This is a genomic window from Thermus arciformis (genome assembly GCF_900102145.1).
Lineage (GTDB): Bacteria > Deinococcota > Deinococci > Deinococcales > Thermaceae > Thermus > Thermus arciformis.
This window is the reverse complement of the sequence record NZ_FNBC01000050.1, coordinates 1-12,927: the sequence shown is the minus strand read 5'-3', so window position 1 is coordinate 12,927 and position 12,927 is coordinate 1. Positions and strand designations below refer to the sequence as shown.

18 protein-coding genes and 2 pseudogenes are annotated in these 12,927 nt (G+C 67.3%); 11 read left to right on the top strand and 9 right to left on the bottom strand.

The window, feature by feature from the left end; all coding sequences use genetic code 11:
- Window positions 1-48: 48 nt before the first annotated feature.
- Entirely contained in the window at window positions 49-750 is a 702-nt protein-coding gene (locus tag BLP62_RS12285) for a thermonuclease family protein (RefSeq protein WP_093008612.1), read from the top strand.
- A gap of 227 nt (window positions 751-977) precedes the next feature.
- Here BLP62_RS12285 and BLP62_RS14440 read toward each other — a convergent pair whose 3' ends face one another.
- From BLP62_RS14440 to BLP62_RS12255, 7 genes are read right to left on the bottom strand one after another with little or no spacing between them, the layout of a single operon-like run.
- Window positions 978-2,612 (bottom strand): metal-dependent hydrolase, encoded by a 1,635-nt coding sequence (locus BLP62_RS14440; RefSeq protein WP_093008611.1) that lies wholly within the window; start codon window positions 2,610-2,612, stop codon window positions 978-980.
- Window positions 2,609-2,869 (bottom strand): hypothetical protein, encoded by a 261-nt coding sequence (locus tag BLP62_RS12275; RefSeq protein WP_018461184.1) that lies wholly within the window; start codon window positions 2,867-2,869, stop codon window positions 2,609-2,611. The genes BLP62_RS14440 and BLP62_RS12275 overlap by 4 nt, the downstream gene beginning before the upstream one ends.
- A complete protein-coding gene (locus BLP62_RS14435) occupies window positions 2,866-3,282 on the bottom strand; it encodes a hypothetical protein (protein WP_176758224.1) in 417 nt (138 codons plus the stop codon). The genes BLP62_RS12275 and BLP62_RS14435 overlap by 4 nt, the downstream gene beginning before the upstream one ends.
- A gap of 35 nt (window positions 3,283-3,317) precedes the next feature.
- A complete protein-coding gene (locus tag BLP62_RS12265; RefSeq protein ID WP_093008609.1) occupies window positions 3,318-4,028 on the bottom strand; it encodes a TolC family protein in 711 nt (236 codons plus the stop codon).
- Window positions 3,982-4,149, bottom strand: coding sequence for a hypothetical protein (locus BLP62_RS14430; RefSeq protein WP_176758226.1), 168 nt, complete (start codon window positions 4,147-4,149; stop codon window positions 3,982-3,984). Before BLP62_RS14430 ends, BLP62_RS12265 begins: the two co-directional genes overlap by 47 nt.
- Window positions 4,149-4,349 carry a hypothetical protein gene (locus BLP62_RS12260; protein ID WP_018461180.1) on the bottom strand — a complete coding sequence of 67 codons (201 nt, stop codon included), beginning with the start codon at window positions 4,347-4,349 and terminating at the stop codon, window positions 4,149-4,151. Before BLP62_RS12260 ends, BLP62_RS14430 begins: the two co-directional genes overlap by 1 nt.
- Window positions 4,350-4,357: 8 nt before the next feature.
- Window positions 4,358-5,269, bottom strand: a complete 912-nt coding sequence (locus BLP62_RS12255) for a P-loop NTPase family protein (RefSeq protein WP_093008608.1) — start codon at window positions 5,267-5,269, stop codon at window positions 4,358-4,360.
- A gap of 182 nt (window positions 5,270-5,451) precedes the next feature.
- Here BLP62_RS12255 and BLP62_RS12250 point away from each other — a divergent pair, with 182 nt between their 5' ends.
- From BLP62_RS12250 to BLP62_RS14550, 8 genes and pseudogenes are all read left to right on the top strand, one after another.
- On the top strand, window positions 5,452-5,679 hold the full coding sequence (locus BLP62_RS12250) for a ribbon-helix-helix protein, CopG family (protein ID WP_018461178.1): 228 nt from the start codon (window positions 5,452-5,454) through the stop codon (window positions 5,677-5,679).
- Window positions 5,666-6,055: a type II toxin-antitoxin system VapC family toxin gene (locus BLP62_RS12245; protein ID WP_018461177.1), complete on the top strand. Its 390-nt coding sequence runs from the start codon at window positions 5,666-5,668 to the stop codon at window positions 6,053-6,055. The genes BLP62_RS12250 and BLP62_RS12245 overlap by 14 nt, the downstream gene beginning before the upstream one ends.
- Window positions 6,056-6,294: 239 nt before the next feature.
- Window positions 6,295-6,507, top strand: a complete 213-nt coding sequence (locus tag BLP62_RS12240) for a helix-turn-helix domain-containing protein (protein WP_093008607.1) — start codon at window positions 6,295-6,297, stop codon at window positions 6,505-6,507.
- Complete coding sequence (locus BLP62_RS12235) at window positions 6,504-7,148, top strand: ParA family protein (protein ID WP_176758225.1); 645 nt, start codon at window positions 6,504-6,506, stop codon at window positions 7,146-7,148. Before BLP62_RS12240 ends, BLP62_RS12235 begins: the two co-directional genes overlap by 4 nt.
- Window positions 7,145-7,498, top strand: a complete 354-nt coding sequence (locus BLP62_RS12230) for an ATPase (protein ID WP_093008606.1) — start codon at window positions 7,145-7,147, stop codon at window positions 7,496-7,498. The genes BLP62_RS12235 and BLP62_RS12230 overlap by 4 nt, the downstream gene beginning before the upstream one ends.
- Window positions 7,495-8,520, top strand: coding sequence for a DNA-methyltransferase (locus tag BLP62_RS12225; RefSeq protein ID WP_093008605.1), 1,026 nt, complete (start codon window positions 7,495-7,497; stop codon window positions 8,518-8,520). The genes BLP62_RS12230 and BLP62_RS12225 overlap by 4 nt, the downstream gene beginning before the upstream one ends.
- Before the next feature lie 75 nt (window positions 8,521-8,595).
- Window positions 8,596-8,910 (top strand): annotated as a pseudogene (locus BLP62_RS14180) (DUF4277 domain-containing protein); the annotation flags it as partial.
- Window positions 8,904-9,068: pseudogene (locus BLP62_RS14550) on the top strand (IS1634 family transposase); the annotation flags it as partial. The pseudogenes BLP62_RS14180 and BLP62_RS14550, both read left to right, overlap by 7 nt.
- A gap of 32 nt (window positions 9,069-9,100) precedes the next feature.
- Here BLP62_RS14550 and BLP62_RS13650 read toward each other — a convergent pair.
- Both BLP62_RS13650 and BLP62_RS12215 read right to left on the bottom strand, forming a co-directional pair.
- Entirely contained in the window at window positions 9,101-10,225 is a 1,125-nt protein-coding gene (locus BLP62_RS13650; protein WP_143004370.1) for a hypothetical protein, read from the bottom strand.
- A 43-nt stretch (window positions 10,226-10,268) separates the two neighbouring features.
- Window positions 10,269-11,207, bottom strand: a complete 939-nt coding sequence (locus tag BLP62_RS12215) for a tyrosine-type recombinase/integrase (RefSeq protein WP_093008603.1) — start codon at window positions 11,205-11,207, stop codon at window positions 10,269-10,271.
- A 319-nt stretch (window positions 11,208-11,526) separates the two neighbouring features.
- Here BLP62_RS12215 and BLP62_RS12210 point away from each other — a divergent pair, with 319 nt between their 5' ends.
- Together BLP62_RS12210 and BLP62_RS14175 are read left to right on the top strand one after the other, a co-directional pair.
- Window positions 11,527-11,823, top strand: coding sequence for a helix-turn-helix transcriptional regulator (locus tag BLP62_RS12210; protein ID WP_093008602.1), 297 nt, complete (start codon window positions 11,527-11,529; stop codon window positions 11,821-11,823).
- 8 nt (window positions 11,824-11,831) lie between these two features.
- A complete protein-coding gene (locus BLP62_RS14175; RefSeq protein WP_244880388.1) occupies window positions 11,832-12,815 on the top strand; it encodes a hypothetical protein in 984 nt (327 codons plus the stop codon).
- Window positions 12,816-12,927 lie beyond the last annotated feature (112 nt).

Genomic DNA, 12,927 nt, shown 5'->3' with positions numbered 1-12,927 from the left:
GGGGGGAAGGGGTGGGGGAGGCTGTGGCGGACCGGATAGGCTGAGGGGGTGGGTCCAAGAGCGCTCGGGCTTCTCCCCTGGTTGCTCGCCCTGGTCCTGGCCCTCGCCCCGGAGGGCAGGCTCCAGGGCCCGGTGGCCGTCCTCGAGGTGGTGGACGGGGACACGGTGGAGCTTCAGGGCCTCGGGCCGGTGCGCCTCATCGGGGTGGACGCCCCGGAGAGCACCTACAACCACCGCACCGCGGGCCCCGAGGAGGTGAGGCTCGGCCTCGAGGCCAAGGCCTTCCTCGCCCGCCTGCTCCAGGGGAGGAAGGTGTGGGTGGAGCTGGACGCGCAGGAGCGGGATCGCTACCGGAGGGTGCTGGCCTACCTGTACCTGGAGGATCCCAGGGGGGACTGGATCCACGGGGGGAGGCGGTTCCTCCAGGTGAACCTGGAGCTGGTGAGGGCCGGGTGGGCCGAGCCCTACACCGTGCCCCCCAATGTCCGCTACGCCGCCCTCTACCTCCAGGCCGCCCGGGAGGCCAGGGCGAAGGGGGTGGGGATGTGGGGAGGGGGGCAGGCCTCGAGGCCCCAAGGCCCCGCCCCGGACCGGAAAGGGTGCGACCCCGCCTATCCCACGGTGTGCATCCCCCCGCCGCCCCCGGACCTGGACTGCAAGGACATCCCCCACAGGCGCTTCCAGATCCTGCCCCCGGACCCGCACCACTTTGACCGGGACGGGGATGGGGTGGGGTGCGAAGTGGAATAAGGCAGGGCGTGGCCCTGCCTTATTCTGGGGACTCCTCCCGCCTGAGCGGTCCGCCGGCCTATTTATCGCCCCCGGGCCGGTGCCCCGGGTCATTGGCCTTAGTTTGATTTTACGCACACCCCTTTCGCCTAAGTGGGCTTTTTCTCGCCCCTTGTAGGGTTAGCCCACGCCCAGGGTCCGGGGGATGAACAAAATCGCCTTCAAGCTTGTCACCCCCCATATCTACTTTACTCCGCGATAACCACCTCCACCACCACCTCCCCCGGCCTCAGGTCCCGCACCTTGACCTCCACCACCCGCCCCGAGACGGGGGAGCGCACGAGCTGGGCCTCGGCGGCGCGCTCCCTGCGCCGGAGGAGGCGGGCTTGGGCGAGGCGGGCCTCCCGGATGGCCTCCTCCAGGCGGGCCTTCTCCCCGGCGCAGTCCAGGGCCAGGCGGGTCAGGCGGGCCTCGGCCTCCTCCAGGCGGGCCTCCCCCTCGGCGAGGCGGAGGGGGGCCTCCGCCCCCTGGGCCACCAGGTAGCGCAGGCGGCCCACCTCGTCCCTCAGGCGGGCAAGCTCCCCCCGGAGGGCCTCCCGCTCGGCCCGGCACCGCTCCTCCGCCCGGGAAAGCTCCCCCTCCAGGCGGGCCGCCTCCTCCGCCTTGGCCTGGGCCTGGTCCTCGAGGTCCTGCAGGGGCCCCTCCTCCACCCGCCGGGCGATGGGCTCCCCCTCCTCCACCCGGTCCCCGGGCTTGACCAGAAGCCCCGAGAGGGAGGGGAGGGAGAAGACCAGGGGGTGAAGGGTGGGCAGGGCGGGGAGGGCGGGAAGCTCCAGGGCGGCCTCCTCCCCGGGGGCGAAGGCCGCCCGGACCACGGCGCTCCCCGCCTGGAGGTAGAGGCCGGCGAGGGGGGCCAGGTCCTCGGGGCGGGCGGCGTGGAAGCGGAGGCGGGGCGGGTTCTCGGAGGCCTCCACCCGGGGGTAGGTGCCCACCGGGGGGACGAGGGGCGGGGGGGCGGTGGCGGGGCGGGCCTCCCCGGTGATCCAGACCCTCCGGGCGGAGCGGGGGAGGGCCTGGAGGAGGTCGGCGAGGAGCCTCCCCGAGAGGTCAAGCCGCCACTCCTTGAGGGCCTGGGGCCTCCCCCGGACCATGCGCACCCGGTAGGCCACCACCTGGCCGTCCCGGCTCACCGCCAGGGTGCGGCCCAGCTCGTCCTCCACCAGGACGCCCTCCCGCCCCAGGGCCTCCACCACCAGGAAGCGCCCCTCCACGGGCTCCTGGGTCTCGCGGTTGAAGCCCTTGACATCAGCCCAAACCTCCCAGCGGTCCCGCCAGTCTAGGTAGTCCAGCACGGCCACCTCCGGGGTGCCCACCAGGTGGCGGAAAGTGGAAGCAAAGCCCCGGCCCGAAAGGGGCCAGAGGGCGAAGCCGGAGAGGGCCAGGAAGAGGGCCAGGGTGGCCTCCTGGGGGGAGGCGTAGCGGATCCGCCACTCCCGGGAGGGGAAGAAGAAGAACTGCACCCGCCAGGGCCAGAGGAGGGGCACCCCGTTCACATTCAGGGTGTCCAGGAGGAGGTGGGAGAGGTAGCCGGCCAGGAAGGCCCAGTAGGCCCCCGGGCTCGCCTCCCGCAGGGGAAGGAGGAGGAGGGCGAGGGCCAGGAGGAAGGGGAGGGAGTGGGTGAGGGTGCGGTGGCCAAAGCGCCGCTCCAGGAAGGAGGAAAGAGGGCGCACGAACTTCCCGGGCCCGGAGGTGGTGGTGTCTATGTCGGGCATCACCGAGCCCCAGGCCAGGGCCAGGCCCTCCAGGAGGCCCACCTCCACCCCCAGGCCCCGGAGGAGGCTCGCCGTGAGGGCCGCCCCGGCGAGGTGGGTCCCGGCGGTCATCGCCTAAGGGCCTCCTCCAGGATCCTCAGGGCCCGGTCCAGCTCCGGCACCCGGGCGGGGTGGAGCTCGTTCAGCTCCAGCCAGACGGCGGAGAGGAGGCCGTGAAGCTCCAGGGCCCGCTCCCGGGAGAGGACCCCACCCCGGGCGCCCGGGCGGGCGAGGGCCTCGAGGTAGGCAAGGCGGGCGAGGAGCTTCTCCCGCTCGGCCTCAAGCTCCGCCACCCTCCGGCGCAGGCGCTCCAGCTCCTCCACCCTCACCGCTCCCCCTCGCAGAGCCTCCCCGAGGCCTCGTAGCTCCGCACCTCCAGCGCCTCCCCCAGGAAGGGGTCTGGGGAGAGGCTCACCAGCCAGAAGGCGCAGGCGGGGGCGGGGAGGAGGGCCCAGGCCTGGAGGAAGCGCCCGGAGCCGAAGGCCTCCCCCGCCGCCTCGCCCCCCGGCCCCTCCAGGACCAGGGCCAGGTCCCCCTCGGCCTCGAGGCCCCCCAGGGCCCGGAGGTGGGCGGAGAGCTCCCTCCCCGCCCGGTAGAGCCGGACCTCCACCCGGAGGGGCTCGGCGGGGAGGACCTCCACCCGGGGGCTTTTCCCCTCCCAGCGGAAGAGGCGGAGGGGCACCTCCTCCCGGTGCTCGGCCACCGGGGCCTCGCAGGCGGAGAGGAGAATAAGTAGAAGCAATCCTAAAAACCGCACCTTTCCCTCCCAAAAGCCTTTTAAGGCCCCTTGGGGGGCCGGGGGGCACCAGGAGTGCCCCCCTCCTCTTCCAGGGGCCTCAGAAGCCCTCTCAGGGCGTCCAGGGGCAGGCCCACGGCCCGGGCCAGGTCCTCCAGGGCCAAGGCCAGGTCCAGGTTGGCCCGGTAGAGGGCGAGGCGGGCCTGGGAGAGCCTCTCGGCGGCGGCCAGGACCTCGTGGGGGGCGGCGGCCCCCACCCGGGCCCGGGCCTGGAGGGCCTTTAGCTCCGCCTCCCTCGCCTCCACCCCGTCAGCGGCGGCCCGGGCCGCCTCCCGAGCGGCGAGCCACCGGAAGAAGGCCTCCGCCACCCGCACCCTCGCCTCCCGCCGGGCGGCCTCGGCGCGGGCCTCGAGGGCCCGGAGGGCGGGGCCCCGGTCCCGGAAGAGGTCCGCCAGGTTGAGGCTTAGGGCCAGGCGGTAGGAGGGGGCCACCTGCCCGTACTCCCCGGCCAGGGAGGCCCCCGCCTCGGCGGAGAGCGCCCCGAGTATTCCGAGGGAGGCCCGGGCGGCCTCGAGGTCGGCGAGGGCCTGGAGGTAGGCGGGGTCCGCCTTCAGGGCCTCCTCCGCCAGGCGGTCCAGGAGGCGGGCCTGCCCCTCGGTGAGGCCCTGGGCCAGGGCGGGGAGGAGGAGGGCGAAGAGAAGGGCCCTAAACCAGGTCCAGCACTTCCCAGGGAACGAAGACGCCCCCTTCATCGTCCTCCTCAAAGTCCTCCGCCTCCCGGTCCAGGCACTCCAGGCAGGCCGTCTCCAGCTCCCGGCCATCGGGGAGGCGGATCGCGATGCGCCTCGTCCCGCCGCACATGGGGCACGCCATCACACCACCTCCGGCAACGGCACCCGGAACTCCGGGGCCCAGTAGAGCGCTTTCTCTCCCTCGGCAAGAAGGAAGGCGGCCTCAATGCCCTTCTGGTAGAGCCTCCAACCCACCTCCGGGTGCCGGAGGAGGTAGTACTGGCCGGTCCCGTCCACCCGCACCACGGAGGCCTCCTCCAAGAGCCGCAGGAACTCCTCCATCTCCGTCCTCACCGGGCCACCACCACCTTCCTGAGCCAGGGGGAGAGGACCACGAAGGCGGCGATGCCCAGCCCCCCGGCCACATAGAGGTCCATCTCGCCCCGGGCCAGGCCCAGGTAGCGGGCGGCGATGGCCACGCCCCCCGCCACCAGGAGGATGGGGGCCAGGGCGATGCCCCGCTCCTCCCGCCGGGCCAGGCCTTCGGCGTAGCCCGTGCCCACATCCCGGTTCCGCACGATGTCCTCGGCGCTCACGTACCGCACCAGGCGCTCCACCTCCCCCGGCACCCCGCCGGAGAGGCTCACCACCCGGTTGAGGTAGGCCTCGAGGTCCTCGGCCACCACCCCGTAGCGCTCCACCAGGGCCCGGGCGAGCTCCCGGGTCTCCTTGGGGGAGAGGGGCGGGAGGTCCACCCGGTCCAGGCGCATCCAGAGCCGCTTGGTGCCCCCCTTCCTCAGGGTCTCCGGGTGGACGGCGAGGACCAGGGTGGCCGCCTCGGCGAAGGCCACGAGCCAGGGGACCATGCTCGGGGTGATGCCCGTGGCGTCGTCCACGACGAGGGTGATGGGGTTAACCCCCTCGGGGCGCTTGAGGGCCTTGAGGAGGCTCCTCGCCTTCTCCTCGTTCCCCGGGTAGCGCCTCTGCCAGGCCTTGAGGTCGGCCTCGGGGTCCTTGCCCCGCCCCACCCCCTCCACGGGCACCCCGGCGTCCCAGAGGCCCCGGAAGAGGTCCTTGAGGAAGGCGCCGAAGGGGGCCACCCGCTCCGTCCACACCACGGGGGCCCAGGCCTCGAGGGCGGGGAGGAGCTCCCTGAGGAGCGCCGTCTTCCCGTACCCCGGCGGGGCGGAGAGCACCACCCCCCTCCCGGCCCGCACCGAGAGGAGGACCGCCCGCCCCTCCTCCTTCCGGCCCACGAACATACTTCCAGACTAACAGAGTCTGTAAGTTCGGTAGTCTGTAAGTCTGGAAGTTACGGAGTCTGTAAGTCTGTAAGTCTGCAACTGAGGAGGCCCTGGACTCCCTGGAAAAGCCCGGGGGCCAGGGCTAGGGGCCCCGCGGCCCCGGACCCAGCCCCTTCCCTCCCGTGTTATGCTCTTCCTGTATGCGCCTAACCGTCCACATTCCCGAGGACCTGGCCCGCCTCCTCCGGCAGGCGGCGGAGAACGAGGGCAAGTCCATGAGCGCCCTCACCGCCGAGGCCCTGGAGGCCTACCTCAAGGAGCGCCGGCGCAAGGCCCTGGGCCTGAAGGTCCTGGAGCGGGCCGGGAAGGTCCGGGTGGCCGAGGAGGCCCACCGCCTCCTGGAGGAGGGGCGGCGTGACCGCCCTTGACACCGGCTTCTTCCTCCGCCTTCTGGAGGGGCACGAGGAGGCCGGGGCCCTGTGGCGGGCCCTGGCGGAAGGGGAGGGGGAGGGGGTGGTGTCGGGCCTCTCCCTGGTGGAGCTCCTGCGCCTGAGCTTAAAGGGCGCCCTGGCCAAGGAAGACTCGGAGCTCCTCCTCCAAGCCATCCCCGCCGTCTGCCGGGTGGTCTGGCCGGACTGGACCATCGGGGAGCGGGCGGCCCGGCTCTCCCACGGCCTCTACCTGCCCCTGGTGGACGCCCTGGTGCTGGCCACGGCCCTGGAGGCGGGGGCGAGGGAGCTTTGGACCACGGACGCCGACCTCGCCCGGTACGAGGGGAAGCTCCGGGTGGTCCTGCTCGGGTAGGGGCTTCACCAAGCCTCCACACCTGGTCAGGCTCCTCGTTCCCCGAGTAGCGCCCCGCCCAGGCCTCGAGGGCGGGGAGGAGCTCCCCGAGAAGCGCCGTCTTCCCGTACTCCCTTTTCGGCAGTCTGTAAGTCTGTAAGTTACAGAGTCTGGAAGTTACAGAGTTCCGAAGTTACAGAGTCTGTAAGTCTAGGGGCTCAAGGAGCTCCCTCTTGCCTTCCACGGGTTCTTTGGGTAGCATGCCTCCCGTGGGCAAACCCCTCTTCCTCACCCCCGAGGAGCTGGCCCGCGCCCTAAGGGTGGACCCGGAGACGGTGCGCCGCTGGCTCCGGGAGGGACAGGTGCGGGGGCAGAAGGCGGGGCGGCTCTGGCGGGTGCCCTGGGAGGAGGGGGTGCGGCTTTTGGGCAGCGAGGAGCGCCTGGAGGAGGCCCTGAGGGAGGTGCTGGGGTGAGGGTGGTGGCCGTGGTGAACGGCAAGGGCGGGGTGGGCAAGACCACCACCGCCGTCAACCTGGCCGCCATCCTGGCCGAGGGGGGCCCCGTCCTGCTGGTGGACGCCGACCCCCAGGGCTCCGCCTCCTGGTGGGCGGGCCGGGGGGAGATGCCCTTTGACCTGGCCCAGGAGACGGACCCCGCCCTCCTCCTCCGCCTGAGGCGGGTGAAGGGCTACGGGGTGGTGGTGGTGGACACACCCCCCGCCCTCCGCTCCGAGGCCCTGGAGGCGGTGCTCAGGGCGGCGGACTACGCCGTCCTCCCCACGCCCCCCGCCCCCCTGGACCTCGAGGCCCTGGTGGAGACGGTGCGGCGGGCCATCCGCCCCCTAGGGGTGGCCCACCGGGTCCTCCTCACCCGGGTGGACCCCCGGAGCCTGGGGGAGGCCCTCGAGGCCCAGACCGCCCTCATGGAGGCCGGGGTGCCCGCCTTCCACGCCTTCGTGCGGGCCTACAAGGCCCACGAGCGGGCCACCCTGGACGGCAAGCCCATCACCCGCTGGCGCGGCCCCAATGCCCGCGAGGCGGAGGCGGACTACCGCCGGGTGGCGGAGGAGCTCCTCAGGGAGCTCGCCCGGACCCCGGAAAGGAGGGAGGCGTGAAGCGGAAGCGCCTGGCGGAGCTGGTGAGAGAGGAGGCGGGGGGCCTTCAGGAGGCTCCCACCCCCCGGGAGGAGAGAACCGGGGAGGCCCCTCACGGGGGGGGCCTCGAGGCGTCCCCGAAGGGGGAAGGCCCCGGGGGGCGCCCCCTCCCCCCCTACCTCACCTACGTCCGCAAGGAGTGCCGCCTCCGCCCCGACCAGCTGGACGCCCTCACCGCCCTGGCCCGGAGGCTCAACCGGGAGAGGAAGGGGAAGGGGGAGCGGATCACGGAGAACACCCTCATCCGCTGGGCGGTGGATAGACTTCTTCAGGAATATGGTTTTCCGACTTTTTCGGAGGAGAAACCATGAAAGCTGTTCTCCATAACAAAAACCTGACGATGGAAGAAAGGCAAGCGGAGGCACCTAAAATTAACAACAACGAGGCGCCTCATACGTGCATAGAGAAACTCCAGGCTATCTTTGCCCCGGGCATTAGACCAGATTTGCTAATAAAATGCAATGCTGTTTTCTTTGCATCCTCAGAAAAAATGAGCCAATTAAAAGATAGCTCCGTTGATCTTGTCTTTACGAGTCCACCTTATTGGAACCTAAAAGATTACGGCCACCCAGGTCAAATAGGGCAAGAAGACTACGATGCTTACTTGGAGCGCCTTAACGCTGTTTGGAAAGAAGCGTATAGGGTAACCAAAGAAAACGGAATCCTAGTCATCAACGTGGGCAACCGCCGAGTCAAGGGAAAATACATACCTTTGGCAATGGACATATACAAGACCATTTCGGACTGGGTTCTTATTGACACGATAATCTGGTACAAGCCAAACGCCCTCCCACAACCTGCTGCGTACATAAACCGCCTTTTTGACGATAAGTTTGAGTACCTTTTAGTTTTCGGTAAGTCTTACAACTACGACTATACGTTTAACAAAATTCGTGTACCCCAAAAATACGCCGAGGCAGACCCCCGAGAGCACAAAAAGAATCCGGAAGGTCGTTGTATTGGCAACGTGTGGAGAATTCCCGCCTACCGCCCTCCCAACATCAAAAGTTTGGGGTACCACGTTGCGGCTTTTCCAGAAGAGCTCGCATATATGGTCATCTACGCATTCACTAATCCAGGTGGGGTCGTTTTAGATCCTTTTCTAGGTTCAGGCACAACCCTGAAGGTAGCATCAGCCATTAATCGCGTTGGTATAGGATACGAAATAAACAGCCAATACAGATCGCTTATAGAAAAGAGGATAATGGAACCATGGAGCCCCCCGCCATTTACCGAAATGGACATCATACACGGGATAGATCCCCATCCCCCAAAGGCTAACCGAAAGTATAGAAAGAAAACAAGGAGCGAATGCGAAACGAGGTTGTTCTAATGAAAGAGCCCACATTCCGCACCAATCCTCCCCCCGCCCCAGGATTTTAGGAAGGCAGCCACACCCGACCTGTAGGTGTACGACCTCGGCCACCTGGGCCTGGTGGCCGGCATCGTAGACCGTATCGGGCCCATCCCCCTGGTGGACCAACGGGTGGGCTCTCGCCCGGGGGAAAAGGCGAGCACGGGGGTGGCCCTGAAAGCGGCCATCCCCAAGGTGTTACCCTGACGGGGAAGCAGAAACGCCCTGGACTCTGCCCTGGACTCTGTCTTTTCCCCCCTCTACCTCTTCGGCCACCACTGGGAAGGCGAGCCCACGAAGTGGCTACTGGGAGAAAGCATCACCCCAGGCCTCCTCAACGACGGCCGCGTGATCCGCACGCTGGACGCCCCCTCCTGGCCAAGAACACGCTGGACCCGGAGGGGCTTCCCCCCTGGGAGGTGCTGAGGCGGCACAAGGACCAGATCCAGACAGTGGAGCGGGGATTCCGATTTCTCAAAGACCCCCTGTTCTTTACGGGGAGGACCTCATGGAAGGGGCGGAAGAGACCTTCCTGGGCCACGAGGGCTTCGCCATCTTCTTAATCTTTTAGGAGACAAACCTTTGCTATTTTTCCAATCTTTGCTTCTTTGCACTTTCCAGAATCACATTTATTACAACCCAGGCCAACCTCCCACTTGTTTATAAATTCCGAAAAATCTTCAGCTTGATCGGTATTGGTTCCGTAAAATTCAACTGTTACGTGCCCTAAGCCCAATTCTTTTGCCGCCATAACTGGAATTTTCCATAGGGTCGCAAACTGCACCACTTCATCTGCGTACTGGAAAAGGCCCCTTAGAGCCTCTCTATTGCTCTTATAACCCACACCATCAGCTAAAGCGACTAGAATGATTTTTCTGCTTGATTTACGGCTCAATTCATCTAATAAATTACGCGCTTTTTCTATCTCTAGCTTGTCTTTGCTTTCCCCATACTGTCCCGTATTTGAAGTGTGAATCGTTGATTTAATCGCTATTACCGGCTCCTTATCGTGAGGGATGATAAGATCAAACGATTCTTTCTCGGACTCTCCAGATTCTCTCTGAAGTTCAAGGGTAACATCTCCATAGAGGGGATTGTCCTTTTTCTGCTTGGGGACGAACGGTATCTCCAAGCGATCCAAGACTTCTGCTAGCACTTTTTCTGCGTAATGGCCAATATACTTTGCCCTCTCTTGACGGATATACCCAGGATATGTAGCTAAATCCAAAGCCCTCAACCTACTTTTCCAGTCATCTTCAGATAAGTGAATGAGAATTTCTCTCAATCTCAAGATAAGCATGGCAGCTGCCCTTTTCCAAGAAGGGTGTGTCTGAAATTTTCCCCTCTTAGAAATGAGGCCTTCAAGAGAGCTTGGCCTGGGAAGTTTTTGAGCGTCAAGGTCCGATAGGATTTTACTCCGCGTATAGCCAGCAATTTGGGTTACATAAGCCAAAAATTCGGTATCCGGCGCTCCTCCATCGTTAACCAGCTTTGTCAAAAGCAAAACAAGTTCTTCTTCAGGAAGTTGTATATTTTCCATAAGAGCGATAGCCTTATTTAACAGGCGTTCTTTTCGTTCAGGAGGGATATCAAAGCTGGCGTAAAAATCATCCCCGGTATGATCCCACACATATTTGAAGAACAGTTTTTCCCTATCGCTTTGTGCACTCTGATTACTCTTCATCGCTACACCCCTCCCAACCAAACACCAACTCCCACTGCATAATTTATCCCACCACGTCCGGAAGCGCCCGGGCGGCCTCCTCCAGGCGCTTGCGGGACACGTGCACGTAGACCTGGGTGGTGCTGATGGAGCTGTGCCCCAGAAGCTCCTTCACCTCGTCTATCCCCCGCCCCGCCTCCACCAGGGCGCTGGCGTAGGAGTGCCGGAGCTTGTGGGGGGTGATGCGCTGCCAGTCCTTGAGCCCCGCCCGCCTGGCCACCCGCTTCACCATGGCCTCCACCGCCCGGGCGGAGAAGGGCTTCCCCCGGTTGGGCCCCGTGGTGTGGCTCCAGATGTAGGGGCTCGTGGGGTGGCCCTCGAGGTTCCGGTGCTTGAGCCACTGGTGCAGGGCCCGCTGGGCCGTGGGGGAGAGGACCACCACCCGCTCCTTACCCCCCTTCCCCTGGACCCGGATGGCGTGGGGGACGCCGTCCTGATAGGTGATGTCGGCGTAGGTGAGGGCCAGGGCCTCGGAGAGGCGGAGGCCCGTGCCGTAGAGGAAGGCGAGGAGGGCCCAGTCCCGGAGGCCCACCCGGGGGGAGCGGTTCTGGTAGGCCGCCTGGAGGAGGCGGGCCACCTCGGGCGGGGTGAGGTAGACCGGGAGCCTCCGGGGGAGCTTGGGCCGCTTGACCCCCTCCGTGGGGTCCTTGAGGATGGGTAGGCCCTCCACCTCGGCCAGGTAGCGGAAGAGCTTCCTCAGGGAGGCCAGGACCCTCCCCACCCGCTGGGGGCTCACCTCCCGGGAGGCCAGGAAGGCGCGGATGTGCTGGCTCCCCACCTCCTCAAAGCGGGGGGGCCTGCCGTGGCGCTCCCGGAACCAGCGGGCGAAGAGGCCCGCGTCCATGAGGTACTCCCTGGCGGTGCGGGGAGAGCGTCCCTCCTCCATCTCCAGGTATCTGCGGAAGCGGGCGAGGAGCTCGGCGTGGGGGTCGGGCTGGTTCATGGGACCTCCTTCGGGGGGCGGGCCCGGAGTGCCCTCGAGGGCCCCCGCCCCCGCTTTTCCGAAGTATAGCATTCGCAAAAGATTTGTTTGGCGAAGTGGCGGAGGGAGGCGCCGACCGAAGGAAAGCCCCGTCCGGGAGGGCGAAAACCCCCGAAAAAAGGGCGGGCGAGGGACCAGGCGGCCGGCGGAAGGTTGCGACAAAAGGCGGATGTTTGCGACAAACTCACAGACTTCCAGACTTACAGACTTCCAGAGTCTGGATGTCTGGAAGTTCCAGGAAGTTCCAAGACCCTCCGCCTCGCTTCTGTACCATGGGGGCATGCGGGAGAGCCCCACGGCCAAGGGGGACCCCCCCGAAAAGGACCCTCTGGACGGCAAGCTTCTCTTGACCTACAGCGAGGCGGCCAAGGCCCTCGGCTTGGGTCGGACGACGATCTACAGGCTGGTGAAGGCGGGGCGCCTCAAGGTGGTTCACCCCACCCCCCGCTCGGCCCGCATCACCCGGGAGAGCCTCGAGGCCTTCCTCCGCTCCCTGGAGGAGGAGGCCAAGCCCGAGGGGGCGGGGAGGAGCGTGGTGGACCGGGCCCGGGAGGTCCTGAGGCGCTTCGGCCTCTAGGAGGAGGCGTGGAGGAGGCCAGGGAGGAGCGGAAGGAGCGGACGGGGGCCCGCCACCCGGCCCACCAGGCCACCCTCTTCCTGGAGGGGAGGCTTGGGGAGGAGGGCTTCCAGAGCCCCCGCCTGCCCCGGGGCCTTCAGGTGGCGGTGGCCGGGTACGCCCTGAGCCAGCCGGAGGAGCACCGGGGGGAGGGGGTCTTCACCCTCTGGCCCCGCACGGACGAGGAGGGGAGGCTCACGGAGGCCCATGTGGCCCTCAAGCTCAAGCGCCCCATGGAGGGGCCAGAGCTGGTGGTGCACGGGGTCCTCCTCCACGCCGACCGGAGGAGGCTCGTGGTCGTGGTCCAGCCCAAGAGCGGGGAGGCCTTCAGGATCGTCCTGGGCCGGGCCCGGGGCTTCACCGCCTTCCTGGAGCCCAGGAGGGCCTACCGCTTTGAGGGGGCCCTGCGGGGGGGGAGGCTCCTCGCCGAGCGGGCCTTCCCCCTGGGGAAGTGGGTCCTGGCCCGGAAGGGGGGGAGGCCCCTCCCCGAGCCCATAGAGGGGGACCGGAACCCGCACCTGGAGGGGAGGCGGGGGAAGGGGGCCGCCCCCGAGGAGGCCGAGGGGCGCCGGGAGGAGGCCCAAAGGCCCGCCCCGCCCGGGCCCGAAGGCCCCCCGAAGCCCCCGAAGGAGGCGCGCCCCCCCGGGGAGGGGAGGCCGAGGCGGGACCCGGTGCGGGTGTGGCGGGCCCCGGAGGAGGAGGAGGCCCCTGGGGGCCTCGGCCTGCCCCCGCCCCTCCCCAAGGGGCAGGTGATGGGCCTGGTGGGGGAGGGGCCCTACTACCTGGTGCTGAGGCCCCAGGCCCTGGACCTCTGGTGGCCCAAGGTGGAGCGGTTCCTGCCCGAGTTCCCGAGGAAGTACGAGGTGCGCCTCTACCCCGACGGCAGCCGGGCGGTGGTGGCCTGGGACCTCGAGGCCCTTAAGGTGTGGTACAAGCGGGTGCTCAGGGGGTAGCCTCGAGGACCTTCAGAAAGCGGTGGACGGCCAGGAGCCCCAGGAAGGCCTGCGCCGCCTCCTCCAGGGGGACCTCCTGGAGGCTTAAGCCTTCCCTCAGGGCCAGCACGAA